The 16,962-nt window shown below is 60.9% G+C and carries 11 protein-coding genes, 6 tRNA genes and 2 pseudogenes; 1 reads left to right on the forward strand and 18 read right to left on the reverse strand.

Features of this window, described 5'->3' with window-relative positions; all coding sequences use genetic code 11:
• Window positions 1-9: 9 nt before the first annotated feature.
• Together fdnG and CNX70_RS19965 are read right to left on the reverse strand one after the other, a co-directional pair.
• On the reverse strand, window positions 10-3,081 hold the full coding sequence (fdnG, locus tag CNX70_RS19960) for a formate dehydrogenase-N subunit alpha (RefSeq protein WP_096236410.1): 3,072 nt from the start codon (window positions 3,079-3,081) through the stop codon (window positions 10-12).
• 283 nt (window positions 3,082-3,364) lie between these two features.
• On the reverse strand, window positions 3,365-5,515 hold the full coding sequence (locus CNX70_RS19965; protein WP_096236412.1) for a TonB-dependent receptor: 2,151 nt from the start codon (window positions 5,513-5,515) through the stop codon (window positions 3,365-3,367).
• A 381-nt stretch (window positions 5,516-5,896) separates the two neighbouring features.
• Between CNX70_RS19965 and CNX70_RS19970 the strand changes: the two genes are divergently transcribed.
• Entirely contained in the window at window positions 5,897-7,612 is a 1,716-nt protein-coding gene (locus CNX70_RS19970; RefSeq protein ID WP_096236414.1) for a methyl-accepting chemotaxis protein, read from the forward strand.
• A gap of 23 nt (window positions 7,613-7,635) precedes the next feature.
• On the opposite strand, the gene CNX70_RS19975 is transcribed toward CNX70_RS19970, so the two are convergent.
• The 16 genes and pseudogenes from CNX70_RS19975 to pdxJ form a co-directional block, all read right to left on the reverse strand.
• The gene (locus tag CNX70_RS19975) at window positions 7,636-8,436 is read right to left on the reverse strand and encodes a S41 family peptidase (protein WP_096236416.1); all 801 of its coding nucleotides are present in this window, start codon (window positions 8,434-8,436) and stop codon (window positions 7,636-7,638) included.
• Window positions 8,437-8,581: 145 nt separating this feature from the next.
• Window positions 8,582-9,556 (reverse strand): S41 family peptidase, encoded by a 975-nt coding sequence (locus CNX70_RS19980; RefSeq protein ID WP_157751179.1) that lies wholly within the window; start codon window positions 9,554-9,556, stop codon window positions 8,582-8,584.
• 23 nt (window positions 9,557-9,579) lie between these two features.
• Window positions 9,580-10,032 (reverse strand): hypothetical protein, encoded by a 453-nt coding sequence (locus tag CNX70_RS19985; RefSeq protein ID WP_096236420.1) that lies wholly within the window; start codon window positions 10,030-10,032, stop codon window positions 9,580-9,582.
• Between the two features lie 33 nt (window positions 10,033-10,065).
• On the reverse strand, window positions 10,066-11,553 hold the full coding sequence (locus CNX70_RS19990) for a SulP family inorganic anion transporter (protein ID WP_096236422.1): 1,488 nt from the start codon (window positions 11,551-11,553) through the stop codon (window positions 10,066-10,068).
• Window positions 11,554-11,810: 257 nt separating this feature from the next.
• A tRNA-Cys gene (locus CNX70_RS19995) sits at window positions 11,811-11,884 on the reverse strand.
• A 40-nt stretch (window positions 11,885-11,924) separates the two neighbouring features.
• Window positions 11,925-12,000 (reverse strand) — tRNA-Gly (locus CNX70_RS20000).
• Between the two features lie 97 nt (window positions 12,001-12,097).
• Window positions 12,098-12,173, reverse strand: a tRNA-Gly gene (locus tag CNX70_RS20005).
• Between the two features lie 56 nt (window positions 12,174-12,229).
• A tRNA-Gly gene (locus tag CNX70_RS20010) sits at window positions 12,230-12,305 on the reverse strand.
• A 70-nt stretch (window positions 12,306-12,375) separates the two neighbouring features.
• Window positions 12,376-12,451, reverse strand: a tRNA-Gly gene (locus tag CNX70_RS20015).
• Window positions 12,452-12,543: 92 nt separating this feature from the next.
• Window positions 12,544-12,619: transfer RNA gene (locus CNX70_RS20020), tRNA-Gly, on the reverse strand.
• Between the two features lie 163 nt (window positions 12,620-12,782).
• A complete protein-coding gene (pgsA, locus tag CNX70_RS20025) occupies window positions 12,783-13,367 on the reverse strand; it encodes a CDP-diacylglycerol--glycerol-3-phosphate 3-phosphatidyltransferase (protein ID WP_071076491.1) in 585 nt (194 codons plus the stop codon).
• A 127-nt stretch (window positions 13,368-13,494) separates the two neighbouring features.
• Window positions 13,495-13,675, reverse strand: a pseudogene (locus tag CNX70_RS29310) (helix-hairpin-helix domain-containing protein); the annotation flags it as partial.
• Between the two features lie 14 nt (window positions 13,676-13,689).
• A pseudogene (locus CNX70_RS29315) lies at window positions 13,690-13,870 on the reverse strand (helix-hairpin-helix domain-containing protein); the annotation flags it as partial.
• Window positions 13,871-13,884: 14 nt separating this feature from the next.
• On the reverse strand, window positions 13,885-15,765 hold the full coding sequence (uvrC, locus tag CNX70_RS20030; protein ID WP_096236424.1) for an excinuclease ABC subunit UvrC: 1,881 nt from the start codon (window positions 15,763-15,765) through the stop codon (window positions 13,885-13,887).
• 7 nt (window positions 15,766-15,772) lie between these two features.
• A complete protein-coding gene (acpS, locus tag CNX70_RS20035; RefSeq protein ID WP_096236426.1) occupies window positions 15,773-16,174 on the reverse strand; it encodes a holo-ACP synthase in 402 nt (133 codons plus the stop codon).
• Window positions 16,175-16,197: 23 nt separating this feature from the next.
• Window positions 16,198-16,959, reverse strand: a complete 762-nt coding sequence (gene pdxJ, locus CNX70_RS20040) for a pyridoxine 5'-phosphate synthase (protein WP_096236428.1) — start codon at window positions 16,957-16,959, stop codon at window positions 16,198-16,200.
• Between the last annotated feature and the right edge of the window lie 3 nt (window positions 16,960-16,962).

Raw genomic sequence — 16,962 nt, forward strand, 5'->3', positions numbered from 1 at the left:
GAGCTCCCATCATGCTTTTTCCACCTTCACGAGGAAGGACTTGAATTCCGGCGTTTGCGAATTCGCATCCCCCACGCCCGGTGTCAGGGTATTGATCAGATACCCCGGCTTGGCCACGCCCGTAAAGCCCCAGTGCAGCGGCAGGCCGACGGTATGCACCTGCTTGCCCTCGATCATCAAGGCCTTGATGCGCTTGGTGACCACGGCCTTGGCGATGATGTGCCCGCGCTTGGAACTGACACGCACTTCCCCGCCGGCGACGACGCCGATGCTCTTGGCCAGCTCTTCGCCGATTTCAACGAATTGCTGCGGCTGGATGATGGCATTCAGGCGCGCATGCTTGGTCCAGTAATGGAAATGCTCGGTCAGGCGGTAGCTGGTCGCCACATGCGGATATTCCTCGTGCGTGCCGAACAGCTTCCGATCATCGGCGAACACGCGCGCGGCCGGATTGCTGGTCGCTAGCGGGTTTTTCGGATGCATGGGGTTGTAGCCCAGCGGATTTTCGAACGGCTCGTAATGCTCGGGGAACGGCCCTTCGGCCATGGCGCCACGCGCAAAGAAGCGCGCCACGCCTTCGCCCAGCATGATGAACGGACCCATGCCGTTTTCCGGCGGTTCGTCGACCTTGAAGTCGGGAATATCGGCCCCGCTCCAATTGGTGCCATTCCATTCAATGAGCTTGCGGGTCGGGTCGAAAGGCTTGCCCTTCAAGTCGCACGAAGCGCGGTTGTACAGCACGCGGCGGTTCGCCGGCCACGCCCAGGCCCAGCCCAGCGTCTGGCCGATGCCGGTCGGGTCGCTATTGTCGCGCCGTCCCATCTGGTTGCCCGCCTGCGTCCAGCTGCCGGTGAAGATCCAGCAACCGCTGGTGGTGGTGCCATCGTCGCGCAATTGCGCAAACGAGGCCAGCTGCTCGCCCTTTTTCACCAGCAGCTTGGTCGGATCCTTCAGATCGTACAAGTCGGCCAGCGCGCGGCCGTTGAATTCGCGGGCGATTTCTTCCGGCTGCGGGTTATGCGGCTGCGCATAATTCCACGTCAGGTTGAGAATAGGATCGGGGAACTTGCCGCCCTCTTTCTGGTACATGCTACGCATGCGCAAGAACAGGCCCGACATGATCTCCAGGTCGCTGCGCGCCTGGCCCGGCGGTTCGGCCGCCTGCCAGTGCCACTGCAGCACGCGCGAGGAACTCACCAGCGAACCGCGCTCTTCGGCGAAGCAGCTGGTCGGCAAGCGAAACACTTCCGTCATGATCTTGGTGGGATCGACTTCGTGGTATTGCCCGTGCGGCTTCCAGAATTCGCCCGTTTCCACGGCCAGCGGGTCCATGATGACGAGGAACTTCAGCTTAGCCAGCGCTTCCGTGACCTTCTGCTTGTTCGGCGCGGACGCCAGCACATTGAAGCCCTGGCAGATATAGCCCGTCATCTTGCCTTGGTGCATGTTCTCGATGGCTTGCATCAAGTCATACGGCTTGTCGAGTTTCGGCAGGTAGTCGAACGCGTAATTGTTCTCGGCCGTGGCGAAATCACCCCACCACGTTTTCATGAAGCTGACGTGGAACTTGCGGTAATTGCTCCAGTAGCTGAGCTGGTTCGGCCGCAGCGGCTTGGTGGCGCGCGCGCCGATATACGCATCGAAGTCCTGTTCGGCTTCGTTCGGCAGGGTCATATAACCTGGCAACAGGTTCGACATCAGGCCCAGATCGGTCAAGCCCTGGATGTTCGAGTGGCCGCGCAAGGCGTTCATGCCGCCGCCCGCGATACCCATATTACCCAACAGCAACTGCACCATGGCGCCCGTGCGGATGGTTTGCGCGCCCGTCGAGTGGTGCGTCCAGCCCAGTGCGTACAGGATGGTGCCGGCGCGTCCCGGCACGGCGGTCGAAGCCAGGGCTTCCGCCACCTTGTGGAACTTGTCGGGCGACACGCCGCACGTCCGTTCGACCATCTCGGTCGTGTAGCGTGCGTAGTGCTTCTTCATCATCTGGTAGACGCAGCGCGGATGTTCCAGGGTCGGGTCGACCTTGGCGTAGCCGTCGTCGCCGATCTCGTAATCCCAGGTGGCCTTGTTGGTGTACTTGCCTTTTTCTTTGTCGAAACCCGAGAACAGACCATCTTCGAACGCATAGTCTTCGCGCACGATGAAAGGCATGTCCGTGTAGTTGCGCACGTACTCATGCTGGATCTTGTCGTTCGTCAGCAGATAATTGATGATCGCGCCGAGGAAGACGATGTCCGTGCCGGTACGCGTGGCGCAGTAGTAATCTGCCACGGATGCGGTACGGGTAAAACGCGGATCGACAACGATCAGCTTGGCCTTGTTATGCGCCTTCGCTTCCGTTACCCATTTGAATCCGCAAGGATGTGCTTCTGCTGCATTGCCGCCCATGACCAAAATCACATCGGCATTCTTGATATCGACCCAATGATTCGTCATCGCGCCACGGCCAAACGTCGGGGCAAGACCTGCCACCGTCGGTCCGTGTCATACACGCGCCTGATTATCAAAGGTCAGCATTCCCATGCTGCGCACTGTCTTGTGGGTCAGGTAACCGACCTCGTTGCTGCCGGCGGACGCGGCCAGCATGCCGGTGGAGAGCCAGCGGTTGACGGTCTTGCCGTCGGCATTCTTTTCGATCAGGTTGGCATCGCGGTCATCCTTCATCAGGCGCGCGATCTTGTCGAGCGCCACATCCCAGGAGATCGGCTGCCATTCCGTGCCACCCGGTGCGCGGTATTCGGGCACTTTCAGGCGGTTCGGGCTGTGGATGAAGTCGACCAGACTGGCGCCTTTCGGGCACAGGGTGCCGCGGTTCACCGGGTGATCGGCATCGCCTTCCACGTGGATGATGCTGGAGACGGCATTTTTTGCGCCGTCGCCCAGACCATACAGCAGGACGCCACATCCTACCGAACAGTAAGGACAGGTATTGCGTGTCTCGGTGGTGCGAGACAGCTTGTATTGCCGCACTTCCGCCATCGCCTGGCCCGGTGCGAAACCGAGCAGGGCGAGGCTGGAACCAGCAATGGTCGCGCCAGTTACCCGAAGGAACTGGCGCCTGGACATCTGAACCATATTCAGGCCTCTATGATGTGAGTAAATAAAAAGTCATACAACGTCGTAGTGGTGTCACTCACTAAGATATAAGCACCATGCCTGTGCCGTATGAGAGTATTTTACCCCTCAAACCCCGTCAAGGCTCAGTCCGCCGGAGAAAATTGCACATAGTCAACATTATTTGAGCGGTACCGAATAGTTCCTCTAAACAATGCCAGCCTGCCCGACGCAGCTCCCGCCCATGAAAAAACCCGCTCGTGAGCGGGTTTTGGGGATGGGACCGAACTTACTACAAGCTGATTTACAGGCTGTAGCGCAAGGTCAGCGCCACGTTGCGCGGCGCGCCCGGCAAGCTCAGGTTCGGGCTGGAACCGTGGCCGGAAACGATGTAGCGCGTATCGCCGATATTGTTGACGTTCAGCTGCACTTCATAGCGGCCCGTGCGGTACGCAGCCATGGCGTCGGCCGTCACGTAGCCGGGCAAGACCACCGTGTTGCCCGGATTGGCGAAACGGCTGCCGACGGCATTCGCGCCGCCGCCCACGGTGAAGCCGTGGCCCAAGTCTTTCGTCAGCCACAAGTTGGCCGTATTGCGCGCGGTCAGGGTGGCGCGCTTGCCCTTGATGGCGACGGAACTGGCCGTCGTCGTGCCCGGCGCATTCACGCTCTTGTCGACGGCGATGGAATCGGTGATCGTGGCGTCCAGATACGCATAGCCGGCCATCATTTTCCAGCCATCGTGCAAATCCGCGTTGAAGGTCAGTTCCAGGCCGTCCGTGCGCTGCGTGCCGACGGGCACGATGCGGTTCGTGATCGGATCGCTGGTCTTGATGTTGTCGCGCTCCAGGCGGAACAGCGACACGGTGGCGTTGGCGCGGCCGCCCCACAGGTCGTACTTGGCGCCCACTTCCGTGTTGCGCGTGGTTTCCGGCGCCAGGTCGGCGTTATTCGCGGCCAGGGCGAAGTTCTCGCCGCTGGGCTGGAAGGAACGGCTCCACGAGGCGTAGTACGACTGCGCCGCGCTGGGTTGCCAGACGAGGCCGGCGCGGGGGCTGTAGGCCGAATCCGTGCGCGACAGGTCTGCCGTCGTCACTCCAAGCGCATTGACCAGGCGCGACTGCTGCTGGTAGCGGTCATAGCGCAAGCCGGCCAGCGCCTTCCACTCGTCGCTGAAGGCGATGGCATCCTGCACGTAGGCGGCTGCCGTGTCGTAGGTACCGAAAGTATCGCTGCGCGCGCTCAGCTTGCTGCGGTTGACCACAGGCAGGACGGGATGGAAGATCGAGACATTCGTCGCCACCACGGTCGAGGCCCAGCTGTTGGCATCCTTGTTTTGCTTGCCGAACTCGGCGCCATACAGCACTTCATGGCGCAAGGTGCCCGTGACCAGCTTTTGCGTCAGTTCCGTCTGGTTGAACCAGCCGCTTTCATCGCGGTTCAGCTTGGCGTGACCGAGGCTCATCGTGCCCTTGACTTCGTTGACGTTGCCGGAAATATTCGTGTTGTTGCGGTCCAGGTGGTAATCGTAATAGCGGAAGGCATTACGCAGCGACAAGCTATCGCTGAACTTGTGCGTCAGCGTGGCGGCCGTGGAGACCACGCGCGACTGGCTGAAGTCCGCATCGCGGGCATTGGCGGCGCCATAATAGGTGCCCGCATCGACGGCGACGGGACGGCCGTGCCAGGACGGGATGCCGAAGTCCGTCAGGCGGCGGTCTTCCAGGTAGTCACCCTGCAACAGCAGCTTGGTGGCGCCAGAGAGGCGGATGGCCACGGAAGGCGCCAGCGCCGTGCGGTTGATGAATTGCTGCTCGCGGTAGCTGTCGGACAATTCGCGCGCGCCCGTGACACGCCAGTCCACCGTCTCGCCCACTCTGCCCACGTCGACTTCGCCGCGGCGCCCTTTTGTATTCGTCAGGCTGAGGGCCACGTCCGTGATATCGATACCCGGTTTTTTGGTGATGCGGTTGACCAGGCCGCCCGAGGAACCGCGGCCGTACAGCACGGCGGCGGGCCCCTTGATCACTTCCAGCCGCTCCACATTCGACAGGTCGCGGAAATACAGCGCGTCATCGCGGAAGCCGTCGACGAACTGGTCGCCGATGGCCGTGAAGCCGCGGATGAACACCTGGTCGCGCTGGCCATCGCCGGTGGACAAGCCCACGCCGGGGATGTTCTTCATGATGTCCTGGATCGACATGGCGTTCTGGTCGCGGATGACGGCAGCCGGCACCACGTTGATCGTCTGCGGCACGTCGCGCAGGGCCATTTCCGTCTTGGTGCCGCTGGCGGACGTGGCGGCGACATAGGCATTGTTATCCTTCGATGCCGTCACGGTGACGGCGGGCAAGCTTTCCTGCGCCCAGGCCGCCAATGGCACGGCGCCGAAGGTCAAGGCGCTCAGTACGGCGAGCGTGATCGGTTTACATCCTGGCTTGTGCTGTTGCTGCATACAATTCCCTGGTCGATTATTTAATACGAATGATTATCATTAGTATTTTATCAGCCGGCGCCGCGAAAAGGTAGGCGAAATGTAAGTGATAGTACTTATGAACTAGGTACTTGATGTAAAAAAGCAACAATGAATTAATATCAATAAGTAATTAAAATTGCTTTGAAAAACTATTTCCGTGCGTCAATGCTATACTTGCGGTTGCTGGTCAGCGGCTCCCCACGCCGCCACACCCCTTGCTTTACCTCCAACGCCGTGCACAGCGCGGCGCGCCGCAATGTAATCACGCGGCACCTGAAGACCCCGATCCCCTGCGCCTTGCGGCGCCTGTCCGCCCCTGCTGGCGGCGGCGATCATGACTATTAAACTGTTAGGAATTACATGAAAAACCTGAACATCGGCAGCCGCCTTGGCGTCGGCTTTGCTGTCGTATTGCTGTTGCTTGCCGCCTTGACCATCACCGCCCTGGTGCGCATGCAAACGGCCAGCGACCTGACCTACCGCCTCATCAATACCAGCATCAAGAACCAGCGCATGGTGGCCGAATGGTCGAAGATCATTGAACTCAACAGCGTGCGCGGCGTGGCCTCGTTTGAAATCACCGATCCCATCGTGCGCGCCAAGATCGAGGAAGACTTGAAAGTCGATGCGGAGCGTTCCAGCAAGCTGCAGGACGACATCATCGCCTCGCTGCTCAACCCGGCCGTGATCGAGCAATTCAAGGTCGTGCGCAAGGTGCGCACCGACTATGTCACGACGCGCGCCCGCGCCTTCAAGATGAAGGCCGATGGCGACGTGGCGGGCGCCAGGGAAGTGTTCGACAAGGAAGTCGCGCCGATCACCGTGGCTTACCTGGCCGAAGTGAAACGTTTTGCCGGCATGCAGATCAAGGCCGCCGACGGCGTCGGCAACAGCATCATCGAAGCCTACAGCAGCACCCGCATTTTCCTTATCACCATGGGCGTGCTGGCCGTGCTGATGGGCATCGGTTTCGCCTGGTGGATCACGCGTTCGATCACCGGCCCCATCCGCGCCGCCGTGAAAGTGGCGGAAACCGTGGCAGCAGGCGACCTGAGCAGCGTCATCACGGCGCAAGGCCGTGATGAAACGGGCCAGCTGATGCATGCCCTGAAAACCATGAACGACAGCCTGGTGGGCATCGTCGGCCAGGTACGCAGCGGCACCGACACCATCGCCACGGCGTCCGCAGAAATTGCCGCCGGCAACCAGGACCTGTCGTCGCGCACGGAACAGCAAGCCAGCTCGCTGGAAGAAACCGCGTCGTCGATGGAAGAACTGACCAGCACCGTGAAGCAGAATGCGGACAATGCGCGCCAGGCAAATAAACTGGCCGGCGACGCCGCCGGCATCGCCAGCCGCGGCGGCGCCGTGGTGGCCGAAGTGGTTGCCACCATGGGCGAGATCAATACCTCGTCGAAGAAAATCGTCGACATCATTTCCGTCATCGACGGCATCGCCTTCCAGACCAACATCCTGGCCCTGAACGCGGCCGTGGAAGCGGCACGCGCCGGCGAACAGGGTCGCGGCTTTGCCGTGGTGGCAACAGAGGTGCGCAACCTGGCGCAGCGCTCGGCAGCGGCGGCGAAAGAAATCAAGGGACTGATCGACGACTCCGTGCAAAAGGTCGACGTGGGCACGGACCTGGTCGACAAGGCCGGCAAGACGATGGAAGAAATCGTGCAAAGCATAGCCTTCGTCACCTCCATCATGAGCGAGATCAGCAACGCCAGCGAAGAGCAGAGCGCCGGCATCGAGCAAGTCAACCAGGCCATTTCCGAAATGGACCAGGTGACGCAGCAAAATGCGGCCCTGGTGGAAGAAGCCTCGGCAGCAGCAGAAGCGATGCAGGAACAGGCGAGCGAACTGGCGCAGGTGGTCAGCGTCTTCCGCCTGGACGCCAACGCGGCCGCAACCGACCGCTTCAGCATGAAAGCGGCGCAGCGCAGCGTGCCGGCAGCGCCAGCACCTTCGGCCGCACCTGCCCGCAAGGCCTCCATCCCTGCCCTGCGCCTGCCCGTGATGCGCAAGAGCGGCAAGGCGCCGGCGCCGGTCGAAGGCGAGTGGGAAGAGTTTTAAGTCCGCAGCAACAGCAAGAACAGCTATTGCCGGCGTATCTCGGCAATAGCCGCCTCCAGCACCTCGTCGCGTCCGGCCCGTATGCCGCCAAGCGTAGGCCTGACCTCGATATCGGGGATGATGCCCACGCGCTGCGTGGGGCGCCGGTCCGGATAAAACACGCCGATGCCGCTGATCAGGGTGCTCAAGCCGCCCGGCAGCGCAAACGGCGACATATTCCCATCCGCGCCAGCCGTGGTGCTGCCGATCACCTTCGCGCGCGGCGCCACGCGCAAGGCCATGGCCGTGTATTCGGCCTGGCTCTGGCTGACTTCATCGACCAGCAGCATGACCTTGCCCGCATAGCGCAGCGCTTGCGGGTACAAGGCTATGGCATTGGTCCAATGGAAGGCGCCGGGGTTGCCAAGGTCGCCCTTGGTAAAGCGGGCAAACTCCGTAGGCCGCTCGACCAGGTAAGACCCCAGGGCAAAGACGACAAACTCGCGCGGGTAGTTGCGTATATCGATAATCAGGCCGCGGCTGCCCGCCGCCGCTGCCATATGCGCCGCCACGTCAGCCCGCTTGAGGCTAGACAGCTTGAGGTAGGCGATATCGTCGCCCAGGCGCTGGAACGTTTCCCCGTCCCTGTCATGCGTATCCTGCCTCGCTTGCCGCCCGGCTGGCACGCGCTGCGCCGTCAATTCCACGTCCCCCTGCTCGCGGCGTACCTGCAGCCGGGTTGCACCGCAAGCGCCAGTGGTCAGCTTGCCCGCCATGTCGCGCAGCCGCGCCGCTTCATTCGATGCCGCATAGTAGGGCCGCCAGGCGGCGACCAGTTGCGCCACTAAGTAATCCTCAGGAAATTATTGTGAATTTATGACGAACAGAACCGGATGCTATGCAAGGCGCTCGCTGCGACGCAGTGCGAGCACTGCTAGCAGCGGGCAACGCCGCAGAGCGCCGGTTATGGAAGTCAGAAATCACAATAATTTATTGGGGGTTACTCAGCACGCCATCGATGCTGGCGATGACATCGCCGGCCTGCAATCGCGTCGCCGCCCCGGCCTCGGCCTCACGGTAGCCCACCACCACTGCACTGTTATCGATGAAGCGAAGCTTGACTGGCAGATGGCATTGCCCCACAGGCGGACGCACGTGCAGCGAACTCCACAGATTCGTGTGGGAATCGTTCAGGCGCGCAATCACGGCCATCATTTCCAGCTGATAGCCGGCGTGGTCGCTGGCCAGCGCGATGCGCGGCAGCGACTGGCGCAGGACCTCATCCCAGTTTTCGCCTGTCGTAGCGCGATAGGGCGACCAGTATTCGATGATATTCCAGAAGCGAAACAAGGCCAGCAACTGAAAGCCGGCATCGGGCAGCGCAATATTCGCGTAGGCGATCTCATGCTCAAAGACGGAATTGCCCACCTGCACATCCAAACGCAGATAAAACTGGCTGGCCGACGCCGGCCGGCGCAGATAAATGTGCCGCAAATCGGCGCGCAAGCCGGCGCCCAGCAAGCTCGCATCATCGAGCCATTGCAGTGCGGGACGCAGATGCAGCTCGCCCTGCGCCGGGACGGCACAAGGGTCGCAGTCGCCAAGTGTCCCAAGACCGGCGATCCATTCCCGCAGCACAGCATCGCCCGCCGCCCTGTCAGGCGCGGCCAGCATGCGGGGCATGACACGCAAGAGTTCGTAGTCCCATTGCCGCCCGCCTGCAGTGATCAAGGGGTGATGGTATTTCAGGAACCCCCATACCTTGCCGAGCACGGCGAGATTGTCGACTTGCACCGGCGTCACGGTATCGAGCCCGATACGCGAGCCGGCGTCGAATGCGTGATCGGTGTCAAACGCGGTGTGGCGGCCATCCTGCGAAAAAGCCAGGGGTGCCATACCGACGAGCACAATGGCAATGGCTGGCATGCACCAGCGCGCCAGTCTCAGACAGGGTATCCATTTCATCGAGCATCCTTATCGACAGCCATTCAGCTCAGGCGGGCTTGCGCATCCGCGACCAGGGTCGCCAGCTCACGCGGCACGGATTGCCCCAGAAATTCCAGCGCCAGTTGTTCCGGATCGATGGCGGCATCCGACGGCAAGCCATGCTCGAAGCCCCCCACCATGGTGCGGCAAAAATGCGGCGATTCGGCCCGCGTTTCCACATACCAGCAGCCGGCATGGCCCTGCACGAAGTATTCGCCGATAAAGTAGCCAAGCATGGTTTTCACCCACTGCCAGCTCTCGTCGCGGATGACGATGGTGCGCATGGCCGCATCGATGTACGGCAGGTATTCGGCCGCGTTCGTCAACACTTCGTGCGCCGGCTGGATGCCCAGGCGCTCGACGAAGCTCACCAGCGAGGCGCCCAGCGCGTCATAGTAGGCATCGAAACCCGTTTGGCTTTGTTGCAGCAATTGCTCTTGTTCGTTCGACAGCATTTACACTCCACAGGCATTCAACAATCCCCTATTTTACGCCACGCTCACATCCACTCCGGCCCGCTGCAGCAAGGCCTCATTGCGGGCGGATAACTGCGTCACCTGCAGGTGCTTGCCGGCCTTGTCGTAGCGCTCATACAGGGATTCGATGGCGGCGATGGCCGAGTGATCGGCCATGTGCAGGTGCCGGCAATCGAGGATGACGCGGGCCGGGTCCGACGCCAACTGGAACAGTTCCTGGAAATGCGTGGCCGAGGCGAAAAACAGGGTGCCGTGCGGCAGGTACACGCGCATGCCAGGGCTGCTGTCATCGATGTCGGCACGCATGTCGCGTGCATGTTGCCAGGCAAAATTCAAGGCGGCGATGACGATGCCGCACAGCACGGCCGTCGCCAGGTCCGTGAACACCGTGATGACCGTCACGGCGACGATCACCAGCGCATCCTGCAACGGCACCTTGCCCAACACGCGCAAGGAACCCCAGGCAAACGTCTGCTGCGCCACCACGAACATCACGCCCACCAGGGCGGCCAGCGGGATGCGCTCGATCAAGGGCGACAGGAACAGGATGAACAATAAAATCATCACGCCGGCCGTCACGCCGGACAGGCGCGAGCGGCCGCCCGAACTCAGGTTGATCATGGTTTGCCCGATCATGGCGCAGCCGCCCATGCCGCCAAACAGGCCCGACACGACATTCGAGGCACCGAGGGCGATGCATTCGCGGTTGGGCTGGCCCCGCGTTTCAGTCATCTCATCGGTGAGATTGAAAGTGAGCAAGGTTTCCAGCAAGCCCACCATGGCCATCAGCGCCGCATACGGAAAAATGATGTGCAAGGTGGCCATGTCCAGCGGCACACTGGGCCAATGCAGGGCCGGCAAGCCGCCGGCGATATGCGCGAGGTCGCCCAGAGTGCGCGTGGGCAAGTGCAGGAAATGGCTGAGCACGCCCACGCCCAGGATGGCCACCAGCGCGGGCGGCACGGCCTTCGTGATGCGCGGCAGCACGTAGACGATGGCCATGGTCATTGCCACCAGCGCACCCATGACGTACAAGGGCGTGCCTTGCAGCCAGGTTTCGCCGTGCGGCGTGGCCTGGCGAAAGTGTTCCAGTTGCGCCATGGCGATGACGATGGCCAGGCCATTCACAAAGCCCAGCATCACCGGGTATGGCACCATGCGGATCAGCTTACCCAGACGCAAGATGCCGAACAGCGCCATCAGGATGCCACTCAGCACGACTGTGGCCAGCAGATACTGCACGCCATGCTGGGCCACCAGCGCCACGATGACGACGGCCATGGAACCTGCGGCCCCCGAAATCATGCCGGGGCGCCCGCCAAAGATGGCCGTCAGGGCGCAAATGATGAAGGCGCCATACAGGCCCATCAGGGGATTCAACTGCGCCACCAAGGCAAAGGCGATGCATTCGGGCACCAGGGCAAACGAGGTGGTCAGGCCCGCCAGGACATTTTTTTGCAGGTTCGGGAACCACTCATCCCGAAAAGTTGTGTTGATCATTGATGCGTATCCAAAGTCGGAACAGGAAAATGCCGGCCTGATGGACAATAATCAGGCGCAGCCATGCCAGCGGGCGTCACAAAAAAGCTGCGCTGAGGTTGAACGGAGCAGGAAAGTCGTCAGTGACTACATGGGGTTGGCGGAATGGGGGAAGTTTCATCAAGACGCCAGGCGGCGCGGCTGAGCTTGCTGGCATTATACAAGATGCACAGCGGGCAAAAAAATAGCCCACTCGAAAGTGGGCTATTTTTTTCATCTGGAGGCGAGGACGGGAATCGAACCCGTCTAAACGGCTTTGCAGGCCGCTGCATAACCTCTTTGCTACCTCGCCAGAGGAACTGCTGCGATATGCCTTCCGGCACATCTGAAACTGGAGCGGGAGAAGAGTCTCGAACTCTCGACCTCAACCTTGGCAAGGTTGCGCTCTACCAACTGAGCTACTCCCGCATGGAGCTAGTCACTACATAATCACACTGCGCGCCAAATACAAACTACATTGCAGCGGATAAAAAAAGGAAGCCAGCTTAGCTTCCCCTTAGAATTCTGGAGCGGGAGAAGAGGCTCGAACTCTCGACCTCAACCTTGGCAAGGTTGCGCTCTACCAACTGAGCTACTCCCGCATGGAGCTTTCATTTACTGTTACTACGCCAATTACTGTACTGCTTCGAGCTTTTACTGGAGCGGGAGAAGAGGCTCGAACTCTCGACCTCAACCTTGGCAAGGTTGCGCTCTACCAACTGAGCTACTCCCGCTTTGCAACATCATTCTACTTCTTTTTACTACGCCATTACTACCTTCGAGCACTGCTGAACCAGCATACACTGGAGCGGGAGAAGAGGCTCGAACTCTCGACCTCAACCTTGGCAAGGTTGCGCTCTACCAACTGAGCTACTCCCGCAGTGGACAACATTGTATCAGAAGCTCTATCACATCGCCAGTACTACTTTTTACTGCATCTGCTGTTTTTACCTATGACACGATCCAGAAAACTGGAGCGGGAGAAGAGGCTCGAACTCTCGACCTCAACCTTGGCAAGGTTGCGCTCTACCAACTGAGCTACTCCCGCGTCATCAACAACAGGCCAGCATTGTAAAGGATTTACAGGGGCTGTCAACGGGCAATATCTGGTGTTTTGCAAAATATTTGGGGTCAGACCCGACGGGTCTGACCCCAGCTCCTGCGTTTGGGCTAAAAAGACGCCAGCCCAACACTATCAGCATCCACCCGCCTTAATGCAAATTGCCAGCCTTTTCCTTGATCAAGGGCCATGCCAGGCGCAAGTAATAGAACATCGACCACACCGTCAGCACGCTGGCGATCCACAACAGGCGCTCGCCCCACACATGCGTGTCGATCGCGCCAAAGATCACTTCGTGGTACAGCAGCAAGGGAATGGCCGTCATCTGCGCGGCCGTCTTGATCTTGCCGATCGAGCTGACAGCCACCGATTTCGATGCGCCGATCTGCGCCATCCATTCGCGCAAGGCGGAAATGGTGATTTCGCGGCCGATGATGATGAAGGCCAGCACGGCATTGACACGGTCCAGCTGCACCAGCACCAGCAAGGCACCCGCCACCATCAGCTTGTCTGCCACGGGGTCGAGGAAGGCGCCGAAGGCCGAGGTCTGGTTCCAGCGCCGCGCGAGAAAGCCATCGAACCAGTCGGTGACGGCGGCAACGATAAAGACCAAGGTGGCAACCAGGTTCTGGTCGCCATGCAGCAGCATCGACGGCGGCAGGTAAAACACGCCGACGACGAGCGGGATCAGGGCCACGCGCAGCCAGGTCAAAAGGATGGGAATATTAAAAGGCATAAGGAAGCAATCGGCCGACGGGTAAATTGAACATGAAGAAAGCGTGAAGAAAGCGCCACTAGTCTACATGGCCCCAGGGTATTAGCCTAGTCCGGTTGCCGCAGCCCCGGACCAGACCATGCAGTCATTAGTGCAGCTGCTTGTAAATCTCTTCTGCCAGTTGAGTCGAAATCCCCTCCACCGACATCAAATCCTCGACGCTCGCATCGACCACGCCGCGCAAACCACCAAAGCGCGACAGCAGTTTCTGCCGGCGCTTGGCGCCGCATTGTGCCCCTTTCGATCTCTTCCAGGCGCGAGGTCTGGCGCACCCATACGAGCACTAATGCAACTGCTTGTAAATCTCTTCTGCAAGTTGAGTCGAAATCCCCTCCACCGACATCAGATCCTCGACGCTCGCATCGACCACGCCGCGCAAACCGCCAAAGCGCGACAGCAGTTTCTGCCGGCGCTTGGCGCCGCATTGTGCCCCTTTCGATCTCTTCCAGGCGCGAGGTCTGGCGCACCCATACGAGCACTAATGCAACTGCTTGTAAATCTCTTCTGCAAGTTGAGTCGAAATCCCCTCCACCGACATCAGATCCTCGACGCTCGCATCGACTACGCCGCGCAAGCCGCCAAAGCGCGACAGCAGTTTCTGGCGGCGCTTGGCGCCTATGCCTTCTATCTCTTCCAGGCGCGAAGTCTGGCGCGTCTTGGCGCGCTTGGCGCGCATGCCGGTAATGGCGAAGCGGTGCGCCTCGTCGCGGATCTGCGCGATCAGCATCAGCGCCGCCGATTCCTTGCCCAGCTCCTGCGCCGCGCGGCCATCGACGAACAGCAGGGTTTCCAGGCCCACCTTGCGCCCTTCCCCCTTGGCCACACCGACAATCAAGCTGATATCGAGTCCCAGCTCGGCAAACACCTGGCGCGCCATCTCGATCTGTCCCTTGCCGCCATCGATCAGCACCACGTCGGGCATCACGCCGTCGCCATTCGCCACTTTTTCGTAGCGGCGCATCAGGACCTGGCGCATGGCCGCGTAATCGTCGCCGGGCGTGATGTCGTTGATGTTGTAGCGCCGGTATTCGCCATTCTGCATGGCGTGATGGTGGAATACCACGCACGAGGCCTGCGTCGCCTCGCCCTGCGTGTGGCTGATGTCGAAACACTCGACGCGCAGACTGTCGAGGTCTTCCGCTTCCAGGCGCAGCGCCTCGGCCAGCGCGCGCGTGCGCGACTGCTGCGAACCCTGCTCCGACAACAAGCGCGCCAGCGAAATCTCGGCGCCCTTTTGCGCCATCTCCAGCCACTGGCGGCGCTGTCCCTGCGGCTGGAAGATCAGGTTGATGCGGTGGCCGCACTGTTCCATCAGCGCCACCATCAGGGCCGGCTGGTCGAATTCAATATTCAGGATCAGGGTGCCGGGGATGAATTTTTCCGTGTAATGCTGGGCCAGGAAGGCGGCCAGCACTTCCACCTCGATGGGTTCTTCGGCAATCGCCGCCGCATCGCTGAGCTGGCTGGGGAAATAGGCGCGGTCGCCCAGATGACGCCCGCCGCGCACCATGGCCAGGTTGACGCAGGCGCGCCCGCCCTGCACCAGCACGGCGAGGATGTCGACGTCGGCGTCGCCCGTCGTTTCCATGCTTTGCTGGTGCAGCACGCGCGACAGCGAAGCGATCTGGTTGCGCACCACCACCGCCTGCTCGAACTTCAGTTCGGCGGCAAACGCATGCATCTTCTTTTCCAGGTCCGCCATCACTTCGCTCTGGCGCCCGCGCAGGAAGCGCGCCGCGTTTTCCACGTCGTTTTTATAGTCTTCCTTGCTGATCAGGTCCACGCACGGCGCGCTGCAGCGGCCGATCTGGTGCAGCAGGCAGGGACGCGTGCGGTTCGCGTAGACGCTGTCCTCGCAGGTGCGGATGAGAAACACCTTCTGCAGGATCTGCATCGATTCCTTGACGGCCCAGGAACTGGGGAACGGCCCGAAATACTGATTTTTCTTGTCCACCGCACCCCGGTAATACACCATGCGCGGCGCATCACCGCCGGTGATTTTCAGATACGGATACGATTTATCGTCGCGGAACAGGATGTTGTAGCGCGGCTGCAACGCCTTGATCAGGTTGTTTTCCAGGATCAGCGCTTCCGCCTCGCTGTGCGTGACGGTCGTTTCCAGGCGCGCGATGCGCTCGACCATCATGGCGATGCGGGGGCTGGCCAGATTCTTCTGGAAATAGCTGGAAACGCGCTTTTTGAGGTCGCGCGCCTTGCCGACATACAACACCTTGTCGGCGGCGTCGAAATAGCGGTACACGCCGGGCAAATTCGGCAGCTTGGCGACGGTGGCCATCACCTGTGCGCGCGGGTCGGGTGGCGCCTCTATGGCATTGAGGTCGGGGTTTGCTTCAGTCATTGCTGGCTCATTCTTGCGCTGCCTGTTCCACGATCACGAACGCGACCGCATACTCTTCTTCATCGCTGATGGTCACTTGCGCGCTCAGCCGGTTTGCTGCCATGAAGTCCGCCAGCACGCCGCTGCAGACGATCATCGGTTTGCCGCTGGGATGATTCAGCATCTGCGCGGCAGGCCACGTCATCGGCATGCGCAAGCCCAGGCCGATGGCCTTGGAGAACGCCTCCTTGGCCGCGAAGCGGGTGGCCAGGAAGCGCACGCCGCGCACGGCGTTTTTCGCACTGCGGGCGCGGAATTTCTCCATCTCCTGCGGCCCCAGTATTTTCTGCGCAAAACGCTCGCCATGGCGCGCCAATGCCGCCTCGATGCGGGGAATCTTGCAGATATCGGTGCCGATGCCGTAGATCATGGCGGTCTCCCTTGTGCGCGCGTTTATGCTTTGTTGCCCAGGCGCGCAGCCACCATGATGGCCTTCATTTCGCGCACGGCGTTTTCCCAGCCGACAAACACGGCGTGCGCGACGATGGCATGGCCGATGTTCAGCTCAGTAATGTCAGGAATGGCGGCGATCGCCTGCACGTTGGTGTAATGCAAGCCGTGGCCCGCATTGACTTTCAAGCCGCGGCCCACGCCAAACAGTACGCCCGCCTTGATGCGCTCCAGCTCCGCCAACTGCTCGGCGCCTGCCGTATCGGCGTAGCGGCCCGTGTGCAACTCGATCACGGGCGCACCGAGTTCGGCAGCGGCGGCGATCTGTTGCTCGTCGGCATCGATGAACAGGCTCACGCGGATGCCTTCGCCTTGTAATTGCTGCACCGCCGCCTGTACTTCCTTGAAGTAGCGCACCACGTCCAGGCCCCCTTCGGTAGTCACTTCCGTGCGTTTTTCCGGCACCAGGCAGACATCTGCCGGTCGGATGCGGCAGGCGAAGGCTATCATTTCCTGTGTCACGGCCGCTTCCAGATTCATGCGCGTGAGCAATTGCGGCGCGATGGCGATCACGTCCGCATCCTTGATGTGGCGGCGGTCTTCGCGCAAATGCAGGGTGATGGCGTCGGCGCCCGCCTGCTCGGCCAGCAAGGCCGCGCGGATCGGGTCCGGATAGGCGGTGCCGCGCGCATTGCGCAAGGTGGCCACGTGGTCGATATTGACGCCCAGGTCGATGACGGGGCCGGAAGGCTGCAAAAAGCTCATAGT

It is taken from the genome of Janthinobacterium svalbardense, from assembly GCF_002327145.1.
GTDB lineage: Bacteria > Pseudomonadota > Gammaproteobacteria > Burkholderiales > Burkholderiaceae_D > Janthinobacterium > Janthinobacterium tructae.

What these genes read in the sequence shown, in the direction of transcription:
- pgsA (WP_071076491.1), bottom strand. Translation starts at nt 13,367, where the DNA reads ATGCCTTTTAATATTCCCATCCTTTTGACCTGGCTGCGCGTGGCCCTG.
- CNX70_RS19980 (WP_157751179.1), bottom strand. Translation starts at nt 9,556, where the DNA reads ATGAAATGGATACCCTGTCTGAGACTGGCGCGCTGGTGCATGCCAGCC.
- uvrC (WP_096236424.1), bottom strand. Translation starts at nt 15,765, where the DNA reads ATGACTGAAGCAAACCCCGACCTCAATGCCATAGAGGCGCCACCCGAC.
- CNX70_RS19990 (WP_096236422.1), bottom strand. Translation starts at nt 11,553, where the DNA reads ATGATCAACACAACTTTTCGGGATGAGTGGTTCCCGAACCTGCAAAAA.
- CNX70_RS19965 (WP_096236412.1), bottom strand. Translation starts at nt 5,515, where the DNA reads ATGCAGCAACAGCACAAGCCAGGATGTAAACCGATCACGCTCGCCGTA.
- CNX70_RS19970 (WP_096236414.1), top strand. Translation starts at nt 5,897, where the DNA reads ATGAAAAACCTGAACATCGGCAGCCGCCTTGGCGTCGGCTTTGCTGTC.
- CNX70_RS19985 (WP_096236420.1), bottom strand. Translation starts at nt 10,032, where the DNA reads ATGCTGTCGAACGAACAAGAGCAATTGCTGCAACAAAGCCAAACGGGT.
- pdxJ (WP_096236428.1), bottom strand. Translation starts at nt 16,959, where the DNA reads ATGAGCTTTTTGCAGCCTTCCGGCCCCGTCATCGACCTGGGCGTCAAT.
- acpS (WP_096236426.1), bottom strand. Translation starts at nt 16,174, where the DNA reads ATGATCTACGGCATCGGCACCGATATCTGCAAGATTCCCCGCATCGAG.